This is a genomic window from Streptomyces sp. NPDC028635 (assembly GCF_040637635.1).
Lineage (GTDB): Bacteria > Actinomycetota > Actinomycetes > Streptomycetales > Streptomycetaceae > Streptomyces.
In genome coordinates this window covers 102,138-124,341 of sequence record NZ_JBEZWX010000021.1, presented here as the reverse complement: position 1 = coordinate 124,341, position 22,204 = coordinate 102,138, and the positions used below count along the sequence as shown (strand labels likewise).

Below are 22,204 nucleotides of genomic sequence, written 5' to 3'. Positions count from 1 at the left end.
GGCCGAGCGTACGCTCACCGCGCTCGGCCGCCGCGACGACGGCGCACTGCGCGCCCGCCTGCTGGCCACCGTCGCCATCGAGAGCCGCAGCGCCGATCTGTCCGCCACCGAACGCGGGCGAGCCCGACAGGCGGCGCGCGAGGCCGAGGCGCTGGCCCGGGACCTGGGCGATCCCGCCCTGCTGGTGTTCGCCCTCAACGGCGTGTTCCTCCAGTCCTTCACCCGGCCCGGACTCGCGGCGGCCCGGGATGTGACCGGGTCCGAGATCCTCGACCTGGCCACCCGGCACGAGCTGCCGAACTTCGCCGTGCTCGGCCACCTCATCCGCCTGCAGTCCGCCTCCGCTCTCGGCGACCTCGACGCCGCGACCGCACACGCCGAGGCCGCCGAACAGATCGCCGTGAGCACCGAAGCCTCTCTCGTCCCCGTCCTCACCGCCTGGTTCCGGGCCCGGGCCACAGCCGCCCGCAGTACCGAACCGGGCGGGCCGACCGCCGCCACGGCCGCCGCGCACTACCGCGCCGCCGAGGACGCTCTCGCCGCGACCGGGGGCATGCCGGGGCTGCACCGGGGCCTGTTCGCCCTCGCCCTCCTGGGCCTTCGGCTCCTGCACGGCCGTCCCGCGCCCACCGATCCCGCCCTCGACTGGGGCCCCTACCGCCCCTGGACGCACCCCCTGGTGCTGCTCGCCCAGAACCGGATCGAGGAGGCCCGAACCGCCCTGGCCATGGCACCCGAACCACCTCCTGATCACCTGCAGGAGGCACTCTGGTGCCTGACCGCCCACGCCGCCGCCCGCCTCGGCGAGCGCCCGGTCGCCGCCCGCGCCGCAACGGCTCTGCGCGACGCCCGCACCGAGCATGCGGGCGGGGCGAGCGGGATGCTGACACTGGGGCCGGTGGCGCGGTACCTGGCGGAGGCGGAGGCCTGCGCCGGCCCGGGGTAACCGGCCTGCCCGGGCACCGCCCCCGAGCGGATCGTCGGCCAGGCTCACGGCCGCCACGATCCGGGCCCGGGGAGACTTCCTGGGCCTGCGGCTTCTGCACCCCTGCCCGCTTCCTGGGGCCTGCGGCTTCTGCACCTCTGCCCGCAGGGTCTCTTCCGGCCGGGCAAGGCCCACCACGCCTGGGCAATCGAGGTCTGGCCCGTGGTGAACAGAACCCGCCGTCCCATGTTCGCCACGGCCGCCACATCCCGCCGAGAGATGCCTCCTGTGGGCCGCTTGGTGCGGCCCGGCTGCCGGCCGTGGCACTACGCTGCCAAGGGATCAACGCCCGCAGCCGTCGCGGTCAGGTGTGCCCTCAGGGCAGGCCGCTCACGAGGCCGACCGACATTGTCGGGTCCGGCCGTGCTGTGGGCCCAGGAGGAGGTCGGGTGGTGTGCCGGTCGTTAGGGTGGGCATGCGAGGCGAGGGGAGGCAGCGGTGAGAGCGACGCGCACGTTGGCGACACTCGACGAGGTCGGCGGTGGTGATCATGTCTGTCAGGTGCTGGATCCTGCGGACGACGTGATGGACCGCAGCCGAGCCTTCGTGGCGGACGGGGCCCTCTTCGGCGACAAGGTCGTGATCGTCTCCCCGCTCGCGCAGACCACGAGTGATTTCGTGTCCCTGGTGCTCGACCCCGGCCGCCTGCAGGACTCTCTTCTCGCCGCTGTACGGCGAGAGGCGGCCAGTGCCAAGCGTGAGGGCTACCGCGCGCTGCGCGTGCTCCACCACGTGACGTCCGACCGCTCCGCCGCGGGGCCGGAGCGGCTGCTGCGCAGCGAGCTGGACCTGGAGGAGTTCGCGGCCGACAGCGGTGCTCTGGTGGTGTGCGCCTATCAGGGCGGCGGCTGGGACGCTTCTGCACTGGAAGAAGTCAGGTGCGTACACCCCCACCACCTGGGCAGCCGTCCGGCGTCACCCTCATTCCAGGTGTACCGGACGGGAAAGGACGGCTGGACGGTGAACGGGGTCATCGATGCCGACGGCGCCCCGGCCTTCGGCGCCATTCTGCGCACGTTGCTCCGGCAGACGGCAACCGTGCGGCTGCTGTGCCACGCCCTGGACTTCCTCGACGCCGCCGGGATGAGCGCCGTCGCTGACGCGGCCGGGTTCCTGCCGGGCCGCAAAGTCGTGCTCGAGGGGACGAATGAGACCGTACGCCTGGCCTGGGAACTGTCCGGCCTCGCAGATCCTTCCGTTCCGGTGGTGATGGCGCCATGACCTCCTCCGAGCCCCGTATCGCGCCCGCACCCCCGGGCGACGGGTACCGGCACGAGCTGTACCCGTACCGCGGCAGTGAAGAGTTCCTCGAAGGCACCGTCGGCTTCATCCGCGAGGCCCTCGACGGCGGTGAAGCCGTCGTGGTCGCCGTCCCTGAGAACAAGGCGAACCTGCTGCGCGCCGAGATTCACGACGACGGGGCGGTGCGCTACGTCGACACCACCACGGTGGCCCGCCGCCCGGGCCGGCTCATCGGAGCCTGGCAGGAGTGGATCAACGAACACGCGGCCCAGGGGCGCCCGGTGCGCGGGATCGGCGAGTCACCCTGGGAGGAGGCTCGCTCCCGGGCGGAGCGGGAAGAGCTGCGCTACCACGAGTGGCTGCTCAACAGGGCGTTCGCCGACGGCCCGGCCTGGTGGCTGCTGTGTCCGTACGACATCGCGAGCGAAAAGGCCCAGCTGGAGCGGATGGCCCGGTGCCACCCCGCCATCCGCACGGCCGGACGCAGCGAGCCGAACACCGCCTACGACCCGCAGGCTCCGTTCGACTTCAGCCCGCTGAACCACCCTTGCGACCCCTACGAGGAGTTCGTGTACACCAGCGGTGACCTGCCCGCGCTGCGGGAGAAGATCGCCACCTGCGCGGAACCCCTCGGGCTGAGCGGGCGCCGGCTGCGCGAGCTGCACCTGGCCGCCACGGAGGTGGCCGCCAACAGCATCCGCCACGGAGGTGGCCAGGGCGTCCTGCGGACCTGGAGCGAAGACCATCGCCTGGTGTGCGAGTTCCGTGACGCCGGCTACATCGCGGATCCTCTCGTGGGCCGTTCCCGGCCGACCCGCACACAGGTCGGCGGACGCGGCCTGTGGCTCGTGCACCAGCTCTGCGACCTCGTCGAGATCCGCTCCACACCTGGCGAGGGAACCACGATCCGCCTGCACACCGAGCTGCCCGGCTGAGCCGAACACACGGCTTCGTCCGTGACGAGGTCCGCTGTCAGGGCGCGGTCATCGGCTGAGGGTGCCCGGCTACTCGCTTCTCACCCCGCTCCGGGTCCTGTCCGTCGACGGGTATGCGGCATCGCCCTGCATCGGGTCGGGGTTGACGGCCGGGCGGGCCCTGGTCGACCGTGGGCGGGCCGACTTGAGGAGGGGCTGTGGCGCTGTGGAAGCGACGTCGGGACAGGGAGCGGGCGGCGCGTGGTGGGGGCGAGCGGATACTCGGCCTTCTGGGCGGTGAGATCGCCGAGGCCGAGGCCGCCGGGGCGAGCGGACGCCCGGACGTCGCGGTCCTCCTGTTCGGTCAGCTCGTGCGGACCGCCGAGGGTTCCCTGGGCCGCGACGACTCCACGACACTCGCATTACGGCACCAACTGGCGCACTGGACAGGCGAGTCGGGGGACCCGGAAGGCGCCGTCAGGATGTTCGAACGGCTTCTCGCCGACCGGGTGGCCGCCCAAGGAGCCGACCACGCGGACACCGCGCTGGCCCGGCACCAGCTCGCTCACTGGCACGGGCGGGCCGGACGGCACGAGGAAGCGGCGCGCCGCTACCAGGAGCAGTACCGCGCGGCAGAGGCCTCCGGGCAGGTCGAGACCTCCCTGGAACTGCTGTGCAACGTGGGCCACTGGCAGCAGGAGGGCGGCGACACTGCTTCCGCACTGCGCACGTACACCCTGATGCTGCAGACGGCGGAGGACACGCTCGGCCGGGACCATCTGCTGGCCTCCATCGCGAGGCAGCGCTACGCCGCGCTCGCCGGCGAACTGCCCTTCGGGTACGAGCGCGGCCACGAGGGCGTAGAGGACCTGCTGACCGCCGCGCGGGAGGTCGAGCGGTCCGGTGACCCGGGGCGGGCGATGCGGATGTACGGGCATGTCGCGGAGCGCAGTGCGCAGTTGTACGGGGCGTCGAGCGAACAGACGTACAACGCGCGCAAGTTGCAGGCACTGGCCGCCGTCCGGGCCCAGGAGTGGGCGGCGGCGGCCGAGGCCTTCCGGCACGTGCTCACCTGCATGGAGTCCCGGGGAGAAGGGCCCGGTACCGCGGAATACGAGCAACTCGCCGAGCAGCGGCAGAATCTGCTGCGGGCCGCCCAGGAGACGTTCCTGCGCATCGGGCGCGGCGTGGGCACGCGGATGGCCTCCGAGGTGGAGGCCGCGCCGGACACCGCCTTCGGAGTGCTGTCCCGCCCGGATGACGGCACGTACGCCACCCATCTGACCGCGATCCGTCACCGCTCCGGCGGGCCGGGCCCGCACGAGGTGACCGAGGAGGAGTGGGCCGAGGCGTTCCGGCAGCTGTCGGAGCGGGGGCAGCGTCCCGTCGCCCTCTACTTCGCACGTGCCGACCGGCGCCCCGCACCCGACGACATCGCGCTGTGCGAGCGGCTGCGGCTGCTCGGCGTGTACGTCTCCCGCGAAAGCGCCGACACCGTCCACGTGCAGGCGTACGCCGTTCGCGATGGCGGTGAACTCATCGAGGCCTCGGTCGTCGTCGAGGAGGAGCAGGACGGGGCGGAGCCGGGTGGGGGCACGTCGCTGTCCGGTGCCGGACGGGCGCAGGGCCGGCGTCTCGCGTTCCGTCCGGGGGCTGCGGCGATCGGGGACTGGTTCGAGCTGAAGCGGGCGCGGCCGTCCCGCGCGGCGGACGATCCGGCGGTCTTCGGGCCGTACGAGGTGCTGGAGGCCGTCGGGCAGGGCGGCTTCGGGCGGGTGTACCTGTGCCAGGACCCGGACGGGATCCTCGTCGCCGTCAAGACGCTGCACGCCAAGCACGCCGCCGTGACGCAGATCCGGCAGGGCTTCGCGCACGAGGTGCAGGCCGCGTTGCGGGTCAGCGGACGGTTCACCGTGCCGGTGATCGCCGCCGACACCGACGCCGTCACGCCGTGGCTCGCGGTGCCGTACGTGGCGGCGCCGTCGCTGCAGGAACTCGCCGAGCGGTGCGGGCCGTTGGACGAGGAGACGGTCCGGGTGCTGGGCGCGGGCATCGCCTCGGCCCTGACGGCGATCCACGCGCAGGGCATCGTCCACCTCGACCTCAAGCCCGGCAACGTCCTGCTGACGGAGGACGGTCCGCGCGTCATCGACTTCGGCATCGCCCAGATCACCCACCTGACCGAACCGCGCCAGGGCTTCATCGGGACGTACGCCTATGCCTCACCCGAACAGCTCGAAGGGGACGCGGTGTTCACCCCGGCCAGTGACGTGTTCTCGCTCGGCACGCTGCTGGCCCGGCTCGCACTGGGGCGCTCGCCCTGGCCGGGCGACGACATGGTGAGCGTCGTGCGGCGCATCCGGTTCGGCACGCCCGACCTCGACGGGATGCCCGGCGGGCTGGAGGCGGTGGTGCGCGCATGCTTCGCACGCCGGCCCGCCGACCGGCCCACCCCGGCCGAGGTGGCGGCCGCGCTGGCACCGGACGTCGCGGCGGAGCGCACCGGCCCGCCGCGTCTTGCGCAGGACGCGCGGGACCTCATCGAGGAGTACGCCACCCTGCCGCCCACCCGCCGCCTCGCCACGCTCCCCTACACCGACGCCCACGGCACACCGGACACCACCGTCGCCGCCGAGGCCGGGGAAAGCTGGACGCCGACCGAGGCGACCACCGTGCGCCGGGACGCCCCGGCCACCGACACCACGGGGACATCGATCGGGTAGCCACGTCTGGCCGTAGGCACTCCTTTATGGACAACCAGCCCTACGGGAGGACCTCGAACGGGAGCGGCCACCCCAACGAGCTGAGCCGGCGCGGATACGGGCCACCGCGGCCGACGACGGACCACTCCCTGTTGCTGCCTGAAGTCGTGATGGCCTGGCCCGAGAATGGAGTTGAGGGGTGATCATCGGGCTGGTAGCTTCCTCTCGACCGTGAAGCCGCCCGAGGAGGTGAGACCCATGAACGCTGTATCCCTGTGGGTGCTCCCCCTCGCGTCACGGTTGGGCGATTGACGTAGGTGTCGCCAGGAGCGCCTCGACAGCAAGGCACTCCTGAAGGGCAACACCCCATGACTTCTCTGCAGTTCACCTCCACGTCGTCGTCGAGCGGCGTACTCGAGCGCGACTTCACCGTCGGTGGTGTCCCCGGCGTCCTCTGGTCGCCGGCCTCCCCCGCAGCCGACCGCGCGCCCCTGGTCCTGATGGCCCACGGCGGCGGCAACCACAAGAAGCACTCGGCGATGTCCGGCCGCGCACGGCTCCTTGTGGCCGGCTGCGGTTTCCACGTCGCCGTCCTCGACGCGCCCGGTCACGGCGACCGGCCTCGCACAGCGCACGACGAGGCGGAGATCGCCGCCCTGTTCGCGGCACGGGCGGCGGGCGAGCCGGAAGGCCCGATCGTCGTGCGCTACAACGACCACCTGGCGGAGCTGGCCGTGCCCGAGTACCGGGCGCTGCTGAACGCCCTCCAGGACCTCCCGGAGATCGGCACCGAGGGGCCGGTGGGCTTCTGGGGCATCAACATGGGCACCGCGATCGGCATCCCGTTCGTGGCGGTAGAGCCCAGAATCTCGGCCGCGGTCTTCGGCCAGCACTGGCCCGATGTCCTGGCCGAGAAGGCGAAGCAGATCACCATCCCGACCGAGTTCGACCTGCAGTGGGACGACGAGCACATCTCGCGCGAGGAGGGTCTCGCGCTGTTCGACGCCTTCGCCTCGAAGGAGAAGTCGTTGCACGTGAACTCGGGCAGGCACAAGGAGCTGCCCAGGTACGAGGCAGACAGCGCGGTCCGGTTCTTCGCCCGGCACCTCGGCGGAGCAGTCACCGTGTCGGCCTGACCTGAACGGTTGCGGCGTCCGGCTCGGCAACCGGGCGCCGCAACGCGGCACGTGCTGAGGCTGCGTCTCCGGATGATGGCTCCAGAGGCGTTCCTAACGCCAGGGGTCGAGGGCGTGCTTGCCCCGGGTGTGGCCCGCTGCGAGTTGCTCCAGCACCTTGGCTCCCTCGGCCAGGGGGTGAATCCGGGGGGTACCGGGCGGGTACACACCCTGGGCGATGAGGGCCTCGATCTCGGCGAGCAAGGCCTGGTAGAGGGACGGGGCTGCGACCGCCAGGGCACCGATGTGCAGCCCCTTGACCTGGACCTGGTGGGTGAACACCAGGTCATGCGTGGTCAAGGTCGCGTCGCCGGATGCCGCGCCGTACACGATGACGCGTCCGGTGAAGGGCTTGGTGACCGACAGGCTGGTCCTGAACGTGGCCCGTCCCACCGATTCCAGGACCAGATCGACCCCGCCGGTCAGGCGGATGATCTCCTGCGGCAGGTCGGGGCGCAGGCTGTCGAGAACCGCGTCGGCACCGAGTGCTCTGACGGTGTCGTGCTTCGCGGGTGACGCCGTGGCGATCACCCGCGCACCGTAGTGGCGGGCGAGCCGGACGGCTGCCTGCCCCACTCCCCCGGCCGCTGCGTGGACGAGCACCACGTCGCCCGCCTTGATCTCGCCCAGGGTCTTCAGTGCTGCCAAGGCAGTGGCCCAGTTCAGCACCAGACCGAGAGCTTCGGCATCGCTCCAGCCGGACGGCACGGGCAGTACGCCCGCGGCCGGCATCGTCATGTACTGCGCGAAGGCGCCCGGACCGGTTCCGACGACATGGGTGCCGAGCTGGAGGGGGCTGCCGACGTCCGGGCCGACGCCCACGATCTCGCCGGCCGCCTCGAAACCCGCCACATACGGCGCCTGCGGGCCCCCTCCGTAGGTTCCATAAGTCTGCATCACATCGGCGAAGTTGACCCCGGCGGCCCCGACGCGGATCAGATACTCGCCGGGTCCCGGGGTGGGCCGGCGATGATCGGTCGCGAGGGTCAGATCCTTCGGTCCCCTGTGCGATCGCTGGACCAGTGCTCGTATCGTCTGCTCGGCGCTGTGCTGCTCGTCGATCTCCATGCACCGAACGTAGAAAGCTGACACTTGCGTCAAGGTCAAGTGACGGTCAGAGATCAGTGCGGCGGGCTTCGCGGAGGTAAGTGTCGAGTGCTGCCTGCTGATCGCTGAGAACGGCGATGCGGGCGGCGAGCCGATCGCGATAGCTCTGTACCTCGTGCAGAAACTCCGCGCACACAGCATCGGTTCCGGTAGGGGATCCGCCGGTGAGGCTGGGCAGGACATCCCTGATCAACCGCACGGGCAGCCCGGACTCCAGCAGCGAGCGGATGACGAGAACCCGGTCGATCGTGGACTGGCAGTAGTCGCGGAACCCGTTGCCGAAACGGCCGGGGACGATCAAGCCCTCGTCCTCGTAGTGCCGCAACGATCTCGCACTCACACCGCTGACTCTGGATGCTTCGCCGATCCTCATACCTGCTGCCAACGTCCAGCGGCACCGTCGTCTTCCGGCACTCGCCTGGCCGAGTCGATGGTGTGGAGGCGGTGACGGGTACGGGACGTCGGCTGCGGGTGGGGGTGCGGGTGGGGCGTGATTACGGCACGAGGACGATCTTGCCGCTGACCGTTCCGGACTCGGCCAGGCGCAGGGCTTCATCGATGCGGGCCAGAGGCAGTTGGGCGGCGATGACAGGGGTGATGTCACCGCGGTGCAGGGCGGCGAAGACCTCGGTGAGGTCGGCGCGCAGGCGGGCCCTGAAGCGGTCGCGGCTCAGGGCGCGGCCGGCCCACACGTTGAAGAAGTAGGCTCGGCGGCGGTTGGGCAGGGCGTTCCACAGCCACACGCGGCCCAGAAGTCTGAGGACGGGCCACTGCTTGGAGCCGGTGTCGTCGCGAGTGGAGGCACTGCCGTAGGAGACGAGCGTGCCGCCGGGGGCGAGGAGGCGCCAGGAGTCGATGACGCTGCGGCCGCCGACGTGGTCGAAGACGGCGTCGACGCCGCCGGGGGCGAGTTCGCGGACGCGGGCGGGGATGTCCTCGGTGCGGTAGTCGATCGGTGTCACTCCCGCTTCGCGCAGGGCGGCATGGTGGCGCGCGGATGCGGTGCCGATCACGTGGACGCCCGTGGTGTGGGCGAGTTGCACCAGCACCGAGCCGACTCCCCCGTTCGCGCCATGCACCAGGACGGTCTGCCCGGCGCGCACGCGGGCCTTGCGGTGCAGCATCTGCCAGGCCGTGATGCCGTTGATCACCACGGTCTCCGCCTGCGCCGCGCCGATTCCGTCGGGGACCGGTACCAGGTCGGCGGCGTCGACGAGCACATGAGTGGCCCATCCGCCGACCTTGAGCAGTGCGGCCACCCGGGTTCCGGTGAGGCCGGGTGCGACGCCGTCACCGGTCGCCATGACGGTGCCGACCAGGTCGTAGCCGGGGACGAACGGGAAGGGCGGCTGGTCGTAGTACCGGCCGCGGCGCATCTGCTGCTCGGCGAAGGAGACACCGGTCGCCTCCATCCGGACGACGACCTGACCCGGGCCGGCGGTCGGCACGACCCCCTGCCGCACCACGAGCCCGTCCGGCTCGACCTTGCCCGGCAGCACGACTTCCACCATCGCTGCAGCACTCATGACGTTCCTCCCTCGACTCCCACCAGCTCAGTTAGCCGGTGGTTCGTTCGTTAGAAGTTATAACCAAGCTCGGGAGTGACAGTCAAGAGCGTTCGTAATAGGGTCTAACTCGCGGGTCAGCCAGCCGCCCGTCCGGCCTCCGCGAGCCGGCGCACCACACAGGAGAGAGGACGAACATGTCCACCGTCGGCAGGGAGACCCCCCGCGAGCGCTACCGCGCCCAGGTCCGGGCCGAGATCAAAGAGCGCGCCTGGGAGCAGATCGCCGCCGCCGGGGCACCGGGACTCTCCCTGAACGCCATCGCCAAGCAGATGGGCATGAGCGGTCCCGCGCTCTACCGGTACTTCGCCGGCCGGGACGAGCTGATCACCGAGCTGATCCGGGACGCCTACCGCAGCCTCGCGGACACCGTGCGCTCCGAAGCCGCCTCAGGCGCCGATCTCGCCGGACTCGGGCGTGCGCTGCGGGCCTGGGCACTGCAGGACGCCCAGCGCTACTTCCTCATCTACGGCACACCCGTCCCCGGCTATCGGGCACCCGACGACATCACCGCCATCGCATCCGAGATCATGGAAGCCCTCCTGGACGCCGCCGCCCACCCGGCCGGCGACGCCGCGCCCGGCACGGACGACGGCCACCCCGACGCCCGCCTGGAGACTCATCTCGCCCGGCACCGTGACTGGGCAGCCGGCCACCCCGCGCAGCCGGCCGCCCTGCGCCGCGCCCTGCACTTCTGGACCCGGCTGCACGGGATCCTCTCCCTGGAACTGGCAGGCCACTTCACCGGCATGGGCCTCGACCCGGCCGAGCTGTACGACAACGAACTCCGCCACCTGACCCCATAGCGCCCCATGCGCAGCCGCGTTGCGGGATCGCCCGACCGGCGTCCAGGTAGCGCTGCGTCATCGGGGCCTGCTGGTACTCGTGGACGGCGGCGCTCCAGTCGTCGTTCAGCGCCGCGTGCCTATCAGGTGACGGATGCTCAGTGAGCGCTGAGCCCGACGGTCAGTCGTTGCCTTCGACGATGCGGAAGTCGCGCTCGGCGCCATCGGGGAGGGCCAGCAGCGCCTTCTGGTATGCCTCGCTCTCGTATGCCGCGACGGCCTGTTCAAAGCTGTCGAACTCGATCAGAACGACGCGTTGCGCGATCCCGGCCTCATGAGCGACGACTCGACCGCCACGGGACGGGCTGCGGGACAGGACACGCCCGCCCCCAGCCTGGACAGCCGGGCCGGCCAGCTTGTCGTAGGCGGTCAGCCCCTCAGGGTCGGACATGGCGGGGTAGACACTGACCCAGTAGCCCTTGGCCATGAAACCTCCTGTCGTGGGCCGAACACGTCCCACTTCGAATCGACACTCAGGACCGACGGATTCCAGAGACGGTTACTGCGGTCAGGGGAATCGCCATAGGCGCAGGTTAGGGCTCGATATGCGGTCGAGGGAAAGACCGGTGCGGGATAGGCTCAGAACGGATCGTTATCAATCGGCAGGGAGGGCACGTGGCGCCGGACACGGTGAGCCTGCGGTACTTCCTGGTGCTGGCGGAGGAGTTGAACTTCACCCGCGCGGCCGCACGGATCGGTATCGCACAGCCCGCGCTCAGCGCCCGGATGCGCCGATTGGAGGCGGAACTCGGTACGGCCCTGCTGGTCCGCACCACACGCAGCGTCGAATTGACCACGGCCGGTGCGGCTTTGGCGGAGTCCGCGCCGCCCGCGCTGGCGGCGCTGGACCGGGCGTGGGACACCGCCAGGAGCGCGGCGGCCGGTGACCTGGGCACGGCCCGCATCGGATACAGCCTCAGCGCGGGGGCAGAGACGGTGCCGGCGCTGGTGGACAGGTTGATGCGCGGCAACACCGGACTCGAGGTCGGCGCGGTCCCGATGGCGACACCGGAGATCTCCCCCGCGGTCGCCGACGGCCGCATCGACGCCGGGATCACCCGCGGTGAACAGCCGGGCCGTGGCGTGCGCCGGTTACTGCTGCGGCGTATGCGCGTCGGGGTCCAGCTGGCGCAGCACCATCCGCTGGCCGAGCAGCCGGAGATCGAGATCGCCGACGCGGCCGCCTATCCGCTGCGGCTCCCGGACCGTGCGGCCAACCCCGTGGTCCACGATCAGCTGTCCGCACTGTTCCGAGACACCCGGCCACAGCCCCGATTGCACACGCCGGCAGTCTCTTTCGACATGTCGCAGCGCGACCTGCACGACGGGGTCACGCTCGCCCCGGCCGGAGAAGCCGCGGCCACGGCACAACCGGCCGGTCTCACCTGGCGACCGCTGCGGGGCGCGCCCAGCCTGACGATCCATCTGGTCCTCCCGCGAGAGCAGTCGCCACTGCACCGCCGCATCCGTGCCGTCGCCAAGGCCCTGGCGCACGAATTGCACTGGCTGCCTGAATGACGCGAGATGTCAAGCGAGCCGGGCTCCTGCGACGGCAACCACACGCTGCGGCGCTCTTGACTCGATCATGATCTGGTCTTCGTGAGACGGTCCGTGACTGGGCTCAGGCCACCGGACCTGCCGACGCCGATGATTCCCGGCCCGTGCGGGAGTCTGTCCTTCGACAGCACCCTTCCGGAAGGCGGCCTCATGACCACCCTGCACGATTTGCTCGAAGCCCACGTCAGTGCCGGTGCATTGCCGGGAGCGGTTGGCCTCGTGGCCCGGGGGGACCAGGTCGAGGTGGCGGCCGTCGGCGCGCAGGACGTCGGCGACGGCGCCCCAATGGCGAGGGACTCCATCTTCCGGGTCGCCTCCATCACCAAGTCCGTCACCGCCGCCGCCGTGCTGATCCTCGTGGAGGACGGCAGGATCGCACTGGACGACCCGATCGGGACGTGGCTGCCGGAGCTGGGGAAACCGATGGTCGTACGGACGCCGGCAAGCCCGGTGGACGACGTGGTGCCCGCCGACCGGCCCATCACCGTATTCGACGTGCTGGCCTCCCAGGCCGGGTACGGATTCCCCTCCGACTTCACCCTGCCGGGCGTGCAGGAGTTGTTCACGGTGCAAAAGGACGGCCGGGTGCCGAGCAACTTCCCGCCGGCCGACGAGTGGATGGCGGCGCTCGGCCGCATCCCGCTGCTCTACCAACCGGGCGCTGCCTGGCTGTACGACACCTGCTCCGTCTTGCAGGGAGTACTGATTTCGCGCGTCACGGGACAGTCACTGCCGGAGTTCCTGGATGAGCGGATCTTCGGGCCGCTGGGCATGGTGGACACCGGTTTCGAGGTGCCCGCCGCCAAGCGGGGCCGGTTCACCAGCTTCTACCGGCCAGGCGACGACGGCAGCCTGGACCTCGCCGACGGCCCGGACGGCGAGTGGAGCAGCCTGCCCGCCCTACCGCTCGGCAACGGCGGGCTGGCCTCGACCGCCGACGACTGGCTGGCCTTCTGCCGGATGTTGCTGGCCGGCGGGGTGACTGCCGACGGCCGCCGGGTTCTGTCTGCCGACTCCGTGCGCATGATGACCACCGACCATACGAATCCGACGCAGCGCGACATCGGCCGACTGTTCCTGGAGGGCCAGGGCTGGGGTTTCGGCGGCTCGGTCGACATCGACCGGATCAACCCCTGGAATACGCCCGGTCGCTACGGCTGGGTCGGCGGCACGGGCACAGCGGCACACATCGTCCCGGCCACGGGTGCGGTCACCATCCTGCTGACTCAGGTGGCAGCGATGGGCCCCGTGCCGGCACCGGTGATCAGGGAGTTCTGGCGGTACGCGGCGGACGCCTGACACAGGGCAGGAAGGATCATGATCGCGTCATGCGCTCTTACCGAGCTGTGATGGCGATGGCGACCAGCGGCCGTTGTCGCCGCATGATCCGGTCGAGGAGGCGCACGGAGGCGGGCCGCTGCGGGGGTGGTGGGTGCGCCAGGGGGCGGGGACGGTGCCGCTCATGCGCACAGCGCGGGTGGCGCGCATGGCCTGCGCCCCGGGCCGAGCACGGCCGGGGCGCAGGTCAGGACGGTGGGCGTCGGCGACGGCCTTGGCCGCGGCGGCGGGCACAGGGGGCGTTCAGGGACATCCGTGTCCTCGACGTAGTCGCCCTCCGGGCTCGGCCAGGGCACGCTGCGAGCGGCGCGCTACTTGCTGACGGCGAAACGCATCAGGGAGTGCTCGTCACCCTGCTTGATCTTCCCCGTCACATTGATCACCTCGAGCTTCCAGCTGCCGCCGACCCGTATCGCCTTGGCCACGGCGCATCCGTTGTCCTGGGTGAGCAGGCTGGGCCAGATGTCGGCGACCTGCTGCGAGCTCCCCCCGGTCGCGTCGTAGACCTTGAAGCTGATGTTGCGCGCCTTCTGGAAGGAGCTGCCCTTCTTGAACGCGGCTGCCACGAACACGATCGACGTGATGTGCGGCGGAACCCCCGCGAACTCGACGGTCACCACCTCGTCGTCACCGTCACCGTGCCCGGTCTGGTTGTCGCCGCTGTGCACCAGCGAACGGTTGCCCATGGGATCGAGCGAGTCGAGCCCCGCCAGGCGTACCGGGTCCGCGCCCTGCATGGCGATGGCGATCAGATCCAGGTCGGTGCCCTGCTTGCGGCGCAGCTTGCCGAGCACACCGCCGCTGCTGCCGGCGGTGGGGTCCCAGGACACGCCGATGGAGAGGTGGGTGACTCCGTCGAGGTCTGCTGGGCCGTCTTCCTTGGTGAGCGTGATCATGACTGGTTCGTCCTCAGTGGTGTGGTGAGTTGCTGGGCCATGATGGGGTGCGCTCGGCGGCTCACGCCGCCGACCGCTGTGGAGGTCCGTACTTCCGGCGCTTCTTGGCGCCCATCTCCGCATCCGAGCGGCGCCGCATGCCCGCGTAGAACAGCGTCACGGTGGTCACGGCGAACAGGCCGCCGGTCGCGGACAGGCTGAGGGTGTCGAGGCTGCGGTCGTCCGTGGCTTCGATCCAGGGCTTGAGGCCGCCGAGCGGGTCCGTGAACAAGACGACGTGCTGCTTGCGCCGGTACTGGCCATCGCAGTTCTGGAGGTCCTCCAGGTCCTGCACCGTGCCCGAGGTGTCGACGACTCGGCAGGTCCACAGCTCGGTGCCCTTGCGGTTCACGTGCTTGGCGGTGTCGACCACCAGGGCATCGACCTTGTCACCGAACTGCTTGACGTACGTCTCGTGCAGGGTGGGACCCGCGAAGAGTCCGAGTGCCATGGTTGTGGCGGTCGCGAGGAGCGCGGCGCCCGCTCGGTTCCACACGCCGCCGGCCACGATGGCGGCCGTGGCGGCTGCGGCGAGTACGAGGACGACGCCCAGCCAGCCCCACAGGTAGACACCGATGAGTGCACTCAGCATCGTAGCCAGCGGAAGGAGGACGGCCCACGCCACGGATCCCAGCACGCGGCGGTGCGGCGGACGGGTGGCTTCTCCTTGACCAGGTGCGGCCGCCCCACTCGCCGGGGCCGTCTCGGTCATCCCCACGCGGTATCCCTCGCTCACATCAGTCGGACAGTCCGGCAGAAACCCTACGCGGCGGCCGGGCGGGCCGGGCCGGGCCCCTGCCAGATGACGAAGCGGCGTCACTCACCGGTTCCATGCGATGTGGCGTGGCGTAGGAGGTGCTCACGACAGCGACGCTGATCGACGATCCGCCGCTGAACTGGAACTGCACATCCGGCAACAGCGATTGGCCGGCACCAGGGCCATGTCGATGAGGCCGTCGCCCTGCTCGGCCGGAGCAGCGAGCACCACCTCGTTCAACGGCCGCGACAAGTTCGCGGACTTACTGGCCGGGCATGGCCGAATCGGCGAGCTGCGTGCCTGCGCCGCGACCGAGGGCCTGGGCCGGGGCCGCGCCACACAACGGCTCGCAGAACTGCCGTAGGAACGCGCTGACTTTGAGGGCGTGCCTCTGCCGGGACCCTCGCCCGCCGCGACGCCTTCACCCCGGAGGGCAGCGGCGAGCAACCACCCTCTCCGTAGGTCTTCGGCGTGCCCGACGTGCAGGGGCAAGCCCGCACCGGCGTGGGTCGCGAAGCACCAGCCGAACTGCACGACAAAGGACGGGAAGTCGCCCTCCACGACCACTGAACCTTTTCTGTCCTGACTGCGGCGTCGGGGTTCCAGGTCGGCGCGCCTGCCGTTCAGAAGGCGGAGTGGGCGAACCAGTGGGTCAGCAGGTCCTCGTCCCCCTCGTGAGTCAGGGTCTGCGCACGGTGAGGCAGGCGGCCGTAGACGAGCAGGAGCAGGTCGGCCGCGGTTCCCCGGACGGTCGCGTCGGCGGTGTCGGCGGCTGCGCCGGGGGCGTCCAGGCCGAAGCCGTCGGGGCGCAGGCGTACGAGCCAGGCGTCGTCGCCGTCGGTCGTGCGGAAGCGGATGGTCCTGTCGGGGCCGCGCAGTTCGGCCACGTTGGGGGCGAAGGGCGTGGCGAACGGCAGGTTGACGAGGAACTCGTCGATCCCGTCGACGGCGAGCGAGCGGTCGATCGCGGGCCGGAGCCCGAGGGCGAGCTCGGCGTCGGCCCGGTGCAGCAGCGTCTCGAAGAGCATGCGGCGGGCCCAGAAGCGTGCGTGCTGGTCGACGCCCCACGCCCACATCGGCAGGTCCGGGTCCGTGGCGGCGAAGGCCTCGGCGGCCACGGTCGCGCTCTCGGCGAGCCAGTCGGGGTATCCGTCCTCCCGTTCCGGAAGCCGCAGGTCCACTTCGCGCGTGCGCGGCGGCTCCTGGACGCGCGACCGCAGCAGGACCGAGAACCAGCGCTGCACGCTGCCGGTGTGCTTGACGAGGTCGGCCAGTGTCCAGCCGGGGCAGCTCGGCACAGCGGTGGTCAGGTCGGCGTCGCTGAGGGTGGCGACGAACCGTGCGGTCTCCTCCGCGACCGCCGCGCGGTGGTCGACCCGCGGGGCGGGGGAAGCGGGGTGGGTGTCTTCGGACATGGTCATCGTGCGCTGCCTTTCCGGGAGGGTGCGGGGTCAGGGGGCCGGCTGGTCGGCGACGGCCCGGGAACGGGTTTCGGCGGCCTTTGTCAGGACGGGCGTACGAGGAGCGTGTGCCGCCTTGATGCCGACGAGCGATACGGCGACCACCAGGCCGAAGGCCACGCCCGCGAGCGCGAAGCCGATCGTGAACTGGCTCTCCTGCGGCAGTGCGGGCATGCCGTGCGGCAGCGCGATGGTCTTCGACGCCAGCAGCGTGGTGATCACCGCGCTGGCGACGGCGCTGCCGACCGAGCGGGAGATGGAGTTGATGCCGTTGGCGATGCCGGACTGGTGGGCGGGAACGCTCGCCACGATGAGGGCGGGCATGGCGGCGTAACCGAAGCTGATGGCGAGTCCGATGACCATGCCCGCGCCGATCACCGAGGCGGACGTGTCGTGCGCCAGGGTCAGCCACGTGAAGCCGGCCACGCCGAAGCAGGCCCCGGCGGTCAGGGTGACGCGCGCCCCGAGCCGGCGCACCAGCACACCGCCGAACTGTGAGCCGACGAGCGAGACGAGAGTGGTCGGAAGCAGGTACACGACGGACGCTCCGAGCACGGAGGCGCCGAAGCCGTAGCCTGCGATGGCCTCGGGCACCTGGACGAGGTAGGAGACGCCGATGAACTGGGCGAACATCGCGAAACCCAGCAACAGACCCGCCAGGTTGGTGAACAGCACGGGCCGGTGGGTGAACATCTTCATGTCCACCATGGGTTCCTTGACCCGGCTCTCGGTCATCACCCACACCGCTGCCATGACGGCCGCCCCGACGAAGGCGCCGAGGGTACGGCCGGACGTCCATCCCCACTCGTGTCCCTGTGAGACGGGCAGGAGCAGCAGTACCAGCAGCGCTCCCAAGGTGACCGCGCCCAGCCAGTCGGTCCGCCCTCCGGTCGCCGCCCGGGAAGCGGGCACGGCGAACCACACGCCTGCCAGCGCCACGACGGCGAGCGCCACCGCGAGCCAGAAGACGCGGTGGTAGTCGGGGTCGGTGCCCCGTGTCAGGAGTCCCGCGCCGACCAGGGCGAGCCCGCTGCCGAAGGCGAGGGTGCCACTGACCAGGGCCATGGCACCGGGCAGCTTCGCGGGCTCGATCTCCTCGCGCAGGACGGAGAGGGCGAGCGGGAAGATCGCGGTCGCCGCGCCCTGCATGACACGACCGACGATGAGCCAGGTCAGGGAGGTGGTCGTGGCGGCGAGCACCGAGCCGGCGACCATCACGACCAGAACCCCGACGAGGGTGCTCTTCTTGCCGTGCTGGTCGCCGAAGCGGCCGAGCAGCGGGGTGAAGACGGCGGCCGACAGGAGCGTGGCGGTGGTCACCCAGCTGACGTTCGCCGTGGTGGCCTGCAGATCGTTCTGGATGATGCCGAGGATCGGGACGACCAGCGTCTGCATCATCGAGACGACCATCGCGGCGAGCCCCAGGGTGAGGATCAGCACGCTGTCCGGTGCGCGCCTCGGGCCCGCCGTGCGCGGTGCTTGTGACACGGAATCTCTTCCTTGGTGAGACCTCGGCCCCGGCGAACGCAGAGCACGCCGAAGTCGGAGGACGATGAAACTTGAGAACATGGAAGCTTGAGGACTTCAAGCAATTGCGGATGACCGTAGCCAGCAATATTTGAGATCGTCAAGTTTCGCGGCGTAGGGTGACGCACATGACAGCACTCCCCCGCGTCGACTCCGCCCGGCTCATGGAGCTGCTCTCGGTGTCACTGGCCGCCTATTACGGCGACTTCACCATGGCCGCCGCCGACGAGAACCTCACGGCCAGCCAGGGCAAGACGCTCAACGTGCTGCGCCGGGGGCCGGCCTCGATGAGCACCCTGGCCACCACGCTGACCTGTGACGCCTCCAACATGACCGGCATCGTCGACCGGCTGGAGAAGCGCGGCCTGGTGCGCCGGGAGCCGAGCGCCTCCGACCGGAGGGTCAAGAACGTCGTCCTCACGGAGGAAGGCGAGCGGGTCATCGACGTGATCCGCGGCAACATGCATCGCACGCTCGCCGGTCTGGACAGACTGGACGAACAGGAGCAGGGCGCCTTGGGAGCCCTGCTGGAGCGCGTCTTCACCGGGCAGCCCGCTCCCGCCGCCCGGCCCTGAGGCCGCCACGGGCCCGCCCCGAGAACGCCCTGCCCCGATAAGGCCGGCCCCCGAAAGGCCGCGGCCGGCAACTGATCAGCGGGGCCGGTGTCAGGATGCGCGGCGTGCGCTCGCCTCGACGGGCTCCTTAAGTGGCGGGTTTTCCGGACCGCCGGCCAAGTTCGGCACTCACTCCCCGGCCCGCGCCTTTCGATCCTGCTTCGGAAGCCCCGCTGCTCCGGCTTTGCCCGGCCGTGCGACAGGTGCAAGCTGGAGGGGAGGCCGCCTCACGATCCTGGGAGCGGGCTCGGGTGACACGCGGTCTCGCACTCCGAGTGGGCTCCTGCGAGCCCGGCGGGAGGTGAGCGGGATGACAGAGCAGGTCACCACCGGTACGCGCTGGCGCCTTGCCGGTGACTGGTTCGACGTGTGCAACTGCGCGATACCGTGCCCCTGCACCTTTGCGCAGCCCCCGACCTACGGCACATGCGAAGGTGTACTGGTGTGGCACATCCGCGAGGGCACGTTCGGTGACGTGCGGCTCGACGGTCTCAACGTCCTGATGCTCGGCTCCTTCGTCGGCAACATCTGGGCCGGCGAGCACACCGACGCGTATGCCGCAGTCTTCCTCGACGAGCGCGCGGACGACCAGCAGCGCGGTGCGCTCGGCGCCATCTTCGGTGGCGAGGCCGGCGGATGGCCGGCGCAATTCGGCGGGATGCTCCAGCCCGAGATGCGGGGTATGGATTTCGCTCCCATCCACGTGGAGATCGACGAGGACCTCGCCACCTGGCGGGCCGAGATTCCTGGCCGCGTCACAGCCACCGTCGAGGCTTTGGCCGGTCCGACGACTCCGGACGGCGCACGCGTCCAGGTCCACAACGCCCCGGGCGCCGAGGTCGGGCCCGGCCAGGTCGCCACCTGGGGGCGAGCCACCACCGACCGCGCCGAGGCATTCGGGTTCTCCTGGGAGCGCTCGGGGAAGTCGAGCAAGCACTTCCCCTTCGACTGGAGCGGACCCGAATAGACCCTCGGTGGAATCGGCCGAGCCCCGCGGCCCCAAGGGCGCAACGCCGGCGGAGCCGGTCGATCGGCAGACGGTCCATCGCCGGGGCGCGCTGCGTCACATGCCGCCCATCGACGGCATCGCGCCCCGCAGGCCCGGCAGCAGCCAGTCCTGGAACGGGGTCACCACGGCCAGGACGACAAAGGCGACACCCACGGCCCGGGCGAGCAGCGGACCGCGGGACCACAGCTTCTCCACGAAGATCACCACGGCCAGGCCGGCCATCGCCGCCACGTTCATCACGCCGAGCGGGACGAGGACGACCATCAGTCCCGCACAGCAGCCGGCGCAGTAGGCGCCGTGATGGACACCCACCCGGAGGTCGCGGGCCGGCTGCGGAAACCCGGCGTAGCGCACCAGGTGGCCCATGGGGTCGCGGCAGTGCCGCAGGCAGACGTGCTTGAGGGGGCCGAGCTGGTACAGGCCCGCGAGCAGGAAGGACACGGCTCCGATCCAGCGTCCGGCGGTCGGATGGTCGTCCACCAGGCCGCCGGTGAGGGCGAGCACCGCGTACGCGAGCAGCCCGAACGCGGTCCACACGAGGAGGTATCCGCCGATGAACTCCGTGGTGCGCGCGGTCCGCGCCCAGCCCGAGGACTGCCGGCCGATGCCACGCGCCCAGGTGATGGCCACGGGAGCCATGGACGGCAGCATCATGGCCGCCATCATCGTCACCCACAGCAGCAGGAACAGCGGTAGCGCCATCCCCATGGTGCCGGGCTCGACGCCCATCTGCCGGGCCTGCCCGATGGTCAGCACCCAGGCGGGCACCGCGATCAGCACGACCAGGAACCACGCGGCCGCCAGTTCCCTGGTCGGAAGCAGACCTCCGCCCGCTCGGGTCGGTGCGGGCGACCGGGCGGGTGCGAGGGCGGAACTGCGGCTGCGACGCATCGGTGTCGGGCTCCTGTGGCTTCTTCCAGAACAGCACGCATCCCCGTCCCGTGCGAGCGCGCAGGGCCTCGGTGCGCCGCTGGAGCGGTCGCCCCGGGCGGCAGGCGCTGCAGCGACGACCCTGGTTACGTCGAGCTGCGCAGGGTCCAGGGCGGTGACGCGGGCCACCTCATGATCCTCAGCTTCCCCGGCGAAGCGGCGGCCTCGCTCGAACTGGTCCACCGTCCCGTCGCCGGACGCGTCGACGTGGGCACCGGTTTCGACCACCTCGCGATCCAGGTGGACACACTGACCGCCACCCTGGACCGGCTGACCGACGCCGGTCTGGAGCCGGGACCCGTCCAGTACCCCGGCGGACCTCGCGGCCCGAAGACGTCGTGGCTCACCGACCCGGACGGCTACCGGATCGAGTTGGTGGAGTGGCCGCCCGGACACCCCGACGGCATCACCGCCGCGGACTTCTCCTGATCGGTTGGGTGAGCGGCAGTCGGGACCGTCCTGGTCAACGAGTTACGGCGCTGAGGCGGACACTTGGCACGCCGTCAGATGGTCGGGGTGTCCGTGCTGGCCCAGGTAGCCCTCTCCGACTGTGGCGACGGCGCCTGGGGGGAGGGTGGTGCACGGGCCGGCCGCTCCGTCTTGGTACGCGACGGAGATGCTGACGGCGTCCGCGCAGTTGTTGGCGGCACTCGTGTACCGCCAACTCTCATACATCGTCACGCAGGCCGGGGCAGGCGCCGGCGGCTCGTCCTCGGCGACGGCAGGTGCGGCCGGAGCGAGCGGGAGGATCAATGCCGTGAAGCCTGTCATCGCCGCAACTGCCGGTTTCGTCCAAGGTTGCATCGTCAACTCCTTAAGAATAGTGAGACGCGAACGCCCGTTGTGGAGACCTACATGTTCAAGAAATGAAGCTTGCAGTCATGGAGGGGCGGCGCAAAGGGCAGTCGCTCGCTTTGGGACAGCCCAGTGCTTTCATGCTGGGAGGGGCGTCACCAGCGCACATGGGTTCGGAACGGCCTGATTCGTAAGGTGACCCTTCAACCATTTCAGCGGCAAGGGGACCGTTGAGGCCGTCTGGCCAGGTTGCCGACGCCCAGCGCATCACCGGTGAGCCGGGACCTGCAAGGCGTCCACCCGCGGCAGGAGCCGCAAGATGGCCGGTACGACGTGCTGGAAGCCGGCAGGCCGTGGCCGCCGGGTCGGGTCAGGCCGGGTCGCTGCGGTTGCTTACCGTGTCCCGTGCAGCTGAGGGGGGTCAGTGTCCGACGGCATCCGGTGACGGGTAGATACTGAGCACGCGATCCACGCCGGTGAGACGCAGCATCTGCTGCACAGGGGGACTTGGTGCGATCAGTGCGAGGCGGGCATCCGTGTTCCGGGTGGCGCGGTAGGCGCTGATCAGGCTGGTCAGGCCGGTGGAGTCGAGGAAGGTGACGGCGGACAGGTCGACAAGCACCAGATGCTCGGCGTCCAGCAGGGGTTCCAAGGCCTCGCTGAGACAGTGGGCGGTGTGCAGGTCGAGGTGACCCGTGACGGTCACCAGGGTCCGGTCTCCGGCCAGACGCTGGACGCCCACCGTGA

Annotated in this window: 20 protein-coding genes and 2 pseudogenes; 11 read left to right on the top strand and 11 right to left on the bottom strand. The window is 70.7% G+C overall.

Features of this window, described 5'->3' with window-relative positions; all coding sequences use genetic code 11:
* From AB0E88_RS22555 to AB0E88_RS22535, 5 genes and pseudogenes are all read left to right on the top strand, one after another.
* Positions 1 to 946 (top strand): annotated as a pseudogene (locus AB0E88_RS22555) (SARP family transcriptional regulator); the annotation flags it as partial.
* A 477-nt stretch (positions 947 to 1,423) separates the two neighbouring features.
* Positions 1,424 to 2,206 carry an MEDS domain-containing protein gene (locus AB0E88_RS22550; RefSeq protein ID WP_361633056.1) on the top strand — a complete coding sequence of 261 codons (783 nt, stop codon included), beginning with the start codon at positions 1,424 to 1,426 and terminating at the stop codon, positions 2,204 to 2,206.
* Positions 2,203 to 3,162 carry a sensor histidine kinase gene (locus tag AB0E88_RS22545; protein WP_361633054.1) on the top strand — a complete coding sequence of 320 codons (960 nt, stop codon included), beginning with the start codon at positions 2,203 to 2,205 and terminating at the stop codon, positions 3,160 to 3,162. The genes AB0E88_RS22550 and AB0E88_RS22545 overlap by 4 nt, the downstream gene beginning before the upstream one ends.
* Before the next feature lie 197 nt (positions 3,163 to 3,359).
* The gene (locus AB0E88_RS22540) at positions 3,360 to 5,864 is read left to right on the top strand and encodes a protein kinase (RefSeq protein WP_361633052.1); all 2,505 of its coding nucleotides are present in this window, start codon (positions 3,360 to 3,362) and stop codon (positions 5,862 to 5,864) included.
* Positions 5,865 to 6,211: 347 nt separating this feature from the next.
* Positions 6,212 to 6,979 carry an alpha/beta hydrolase gene (locus tag AB0E88_RS22535; RefSeq protein ID WP_361633051.1) on the top strand — a complete coding sequence of 256 codons (768 nt, stop codon included), beginning with the start codon at positions 6,212 to 6,214 and terminating at the stop codon, positions 6,977 to 6,979.
* A gap of 93 nt (positions 6,980 to 7,072) precedes the next feature.
* Here the strand turns inward: AB0E88_RS22535 and AB0E88_RS22530 are convergent, their stop codons facing one another.
* From AB0E88_RS22530 to AB0E88_RS22520, 3 genes are all read right to left on the bottom strand, one after another.
* Complete coding sequence (locus AB0E88_RS22530; protein ID WP_361633049.1) at positions 7,073 to 8,086, bottom strand: NADPH:quinone oxidoreductase family protein; 1,014 nt, start codon at positions 8,084 to 8,086, stop codon at positions 7,073 to 7,075.
* Positions 8,087 to 8,132: 46 nt separating this feature from the next.
* On the bottom strand, positions 8,133 to 8,498 hold the full coding sequence (locus AB0E88_RS22525; protein WP_361633047.1) for a MerR family transcriptional regulator: 366 nt from the start codon (positions 8,496 to 8,498) through the stop codon (positions 8,133 to 8,135).
* 121 nt (positions 8,499 to 8,619) lie between these two features.
* Positions 8,620 to 9,651 (bottom strand): medium chain dehydrogenase/reductase family protein, encoded by a 1,032-nt coding sequence (locus AB0E88_RS22520; protein ID WP_361633045.1) that lies wholly within the window; start codon positions 9,649 to 9,651, stop codon positions 8,620 to 8,622.
* 176 nt (positions 9,652 to 9,827) lie between these two features.
* On the opposite strand from AB0E88_RS22520, the gene AB0E88_RS22515 reads away from it, so the two are divergent.
* Positions 9,828 to 10,496 (top strand): TetR/AcrR family transcriptional regulator, encoded by a 669-nt coding sequence (locus tag AB0E88_RS22515; protein WP_361633043.1) that lies wholly within the window; start codon positions 9,828 to 9,830, stop codon positions 10,494 to 10,496.
* Positions 10,497 to 10,656: 160 nt separating this feature from the next.
* Here the strand turns inward: AB0E88_RS22515 and AB0E88_RS22510 are convergent, their stop codons facing one another.
* Positions 10,657 to 10,962: a DUF1330 domain-containing protein gene (locus AB0E88_RS22510; RefSeq protein WP_361633041.1), complete on the bottom strand. Its 306-nt coding sequence runs from the start codon at positions 10,960 to 10,962 to the stop codon at positions 10,657 to 10,659.
* 188 nt (positions 10,963 to 11,150) lie between these two features.
* Here AB0E88_RS22510 and AB0E88_RS22505 point away from each other — a divergent pair, with 188 nt between their 5' ends.
* Together AB0E88_RS22505 and AB0E88_RS22500 are read left to right on the top strand one after the other, a co-directional pair.
* On the top strand, positions 11,151 to 12,053 hold the full coding sequence (locus AB0E88_RS22505) for a LysR family transcriptional regulator (protein ID WP_361633039.1): 903 nt from the start codon (positions 11,151 to 11,153) through the stop codon (positions 12,051 to 12,053).
* A 189-nt stretch (positions 12,054 to 12,242) separates the two neighbouring features.
* On the top strand, positions 12,243 to 13,391 hold the full coding sequence (locus tag AB0E88_RS22500; protein ID WP_361633037.1) for a serine hydrolase domain-containing protein: 1,149 nt from the start codon (positions 12,243 to 12,245) through the stop codon (positions 13,389 to 13,391).
* Between the two features lie 350 nt (positions 13,392 to 13,741).
* Here the strand turns inward: AB0E88_RS22500 and AB0E88_RS22495 are convergent, their stop codons facing one another.
* The 4 genes from AB0E88_RS22495 to AB0E88_RS22480 all read right to left on the bottom strand — a co-directional run bounded on the left by AB0E88_RS22495 (position 13,742) and on the right by AB0E88_RS22480 (position 18,070).
* Entirely contained in the window at positions 13,742 to 14,326 is a 585-nt protein-coding gene (locus AB0E88_RS22495; protein WP_361633035.1) for a TerD family protein, read from the bottom strand.
* A gap of 61 nt (positions 14,327 to 14,387) precedes the next feature.
* Positions 14,388 to 14,957: a hypothetical protein gene (locus tag AB0E88_RS22490; RefSeq protein WP_361633033.1), complete on the bottom strand. Its 570-nt coding sequence runs from the start codon at positions 14,955 to 14,957 to the stop codon at positions 14,388 to 14,390.
* A gap of 788 nt (positions 14,958 to 15,745) precedes the next feature.
* Positions 15,746 to 16,543, bottom strand: a complete 798-nt coding sequence (locus AB0E88_RS22485; protein ID WP_361633031.1) for a maleylpyruvate isomerase family mycothiol-dependent enzyme — start codon at positions 16,541 to 16,543, stop codon at positions 15,746 to 15,748.
* A gap of 30 nt (positions 16,544 to 16,573) precedes the next feature.
* Complete coding sequence (locus AB0E88_RS22480) at positions 16,574 to 18,070, bottom strand: MFS transporter (protein WP_361633029.1); 1,497 nt, start codon at positions 18,068 to 18,070, stop codon at positions 16,574 to 16,576.
* Between the two features lie 167 nt (positions 18,071 to 18,237).
* On the opposite strand from AB0E88_RS22480, the gene AB0E88_RS22475 reads away from it, so the two are divergent.
* Positions 18,238 to 18,684 carry a MarR family transcriptional regulator gene (locus AB0E88_RS22475; protein ID WP_361633027.1) on the top strand — a complete coding sequence of 149 codons (447 nt, stop codon included), beginning with the start codon at positions 18,238 to 18,240 and terminating at the stop codon, positions 18,682 to 18,684.
* Positions 18,685 to 19,033: 349 nt separating this feature from the next.
* Entirely contained in the window at positions 19,034 to 19,690 is a 657-nt protein-coding gene (locus AB0E88_RS22470) for a DUF1326 domain-containing protein (RefSeq protein WP_361633025.1), read from the top strand.
* A 96-nt stretch (positions 19,691 to 19,786) separates the two neighbouring features.
* Here the strand turns inward: AB0E88_RS22470 and AB0E88_RS22465 are convergent, their stop codons facing one another.
* On the bottom strand, positions 19,787 to 20,623 hold the full coding sequence (locus AB0E88_RS22465) for a DUF2182 domain-containing protein (protein ID WP_361633023.1): 837 nt from the start codon (positions 20,621 to 20,623) through the stop codon (positions 19,787 to 19,789).
* A 123-nt stretch (positions 20,624 to 20,746) separates the two neighbouring features.
* On the opposite strand from AB0E88_RS22465, the pseudogene AB0E88_RS22460 reads away from it, so the two are divergent.
* A pseudogene (locus AB0E88_RS22460) lies at positions 20,747 to 21,091 on the top strand (VOC family protein); the annotation flags it as partial.
* A 42-nt stretch (positions 21,092 to 21,133) separates the two neighbouring features.
* On the opposite strand, the gene AB0E88_RS22455 reads toward AB0E88_RS22460, so the two are convergent.
* Together AB0E88_RS22455 and AB0E88_RS22450 are read right to left on the bottom strand one after the other, a co-directional pair.
* On the bottom strand, positions 21,134 to 21,433 hold the full coding sequence (locus AB0E88_RS22455; RefSeq protein ID WP_361633066.1) for an alpha-amylase: 300 nt from the start codon (positions 21,431 to 21,433) through the stop codon (positions 21,134 to 21,136).
* 445 nt (positions 21,434 to 21,878) lie between these two features.
* On the bottom strand, positions 21,879 to 22,199 hold the full coding sequence (locus AB0E88_RS22450) for an STAS domain-containing protein (protein WP_361633021.1): 321 nt from the start codon (positions 22,197 to 22,199) through the stop codon (positions 21,879 to 21,881).
* Between the last annotated feature and the right edge of the window lie 5 nt (positions 22,200 to 22,204).

Bases quoted from the DNA above. Each gene is read 5' to 3' on its own strand.
- AB0E88_RS22545 (WP_361633054.1), top strand. From the start codon at position 2,203: ATGACCTCCTCCGAGCCCCGTATCGCGCCCGCACCCCCGGGCGACGGG.
- AB0E88_RS22535 (WP_361633051.1), top strand. From the start codon at position 6,212: ATGACTTCTCTGCAGTTCACCTCCACGTCGTCGTCGAGCGGCGTACTC.
- AB0E88_RS22530 (WP_361633049.1), bottom strand. From the start codon at position 8,086: ATGGAGATCGACGAGCAGCACAGCGCCGAGCAGACGATACGAGCACTG.
- AB0E88_RS22525 (WP_361633047.1), bottom strand. From the start codon at position 8,498: ATGAGGATCGGCGAAGCATCCAGAGTCAGCGGTGTGAGTGCGAGATCG.
- AB0E88_RS22520 (WP_361633045.1), bottom strand. From the start codon at position 9,651: ATGAGTGCTGCAGCGATGGTGGAAGTCGTGCTGCCGGGCAAGGTCGAG.
- AB0E88_RS22515 (WP_361633043.1), top strand. From the start codon at position 9,828: ATGTCCACCGTCGGCAGGGAGACCCCCCGCGAGCGCTACCGCGCCCAG.
- AB0E88_RS22510 (WP_361633041.1), bottom strand. From the start codon at position 10,962: ATGGCCAAGGGCTACTGGGTCAGTGTCTACCCCGCCATGTCCGACCCT.
- AB0E88_RS22500 (WP_361633037.1), top strand. From the start codon at position 12,243: ATGACCACCCTGCACGATTTGCTCGAAGCCCACGTCAGTGCCGGTGCA.
- AB0E88_RS22495 (WP_361633035.1), bottom strand. From the start codon at position 14,326: ATGATCACGCTCACCAAGGAAGACGGCCCAGCAGACCTCGACGGAGTC.
- AB0E88_RS22490 (WP_361633033.1), bottom strand. From the start codon at position 14,957: ATGCTGAGTGCACTCATCGGTGTCTACCTGTGGGGCTGGCTGGGCGTC.
- AB0E88_RS22485 (WP_361633031.1), bottom strand. From the start codon at position 16,543: ATGACCATGTCCGAAGACACCCACCCCGCTTCCCCCGCCCCGCGGGTC.
- AB0E88_RS22475 (WP_361633027.1), top strand. From the start codon at position 18,238: ATGACAGCACTCCCCCGCGTCGACTCCGCCCGGCTCATGGAGCTGCTC.
- AB0E88_RS22470 (WP_361633025.1), top strand. From the start codon at position 19,034: ATGACAGAGCAGGTCACCACCGGTACGCGCTGGCGCCTTGCCGGTGAC.
- AB0E88_RS22465 (WP_361633023.1), bottom strand. From the start codon at position 20,623: ATGCGTCGCAGCCGCAGTTCCGCCCTCGCACCCGCCCGGTCGCCCGCA.
- AB0E88_RS22455 (WP_361633066.1), bottom strand. From the start codon at position 21,433: ATGACAGGCTTCACGGCATTGATCCTCCCGCTCGCTCCGGCCGCACCT.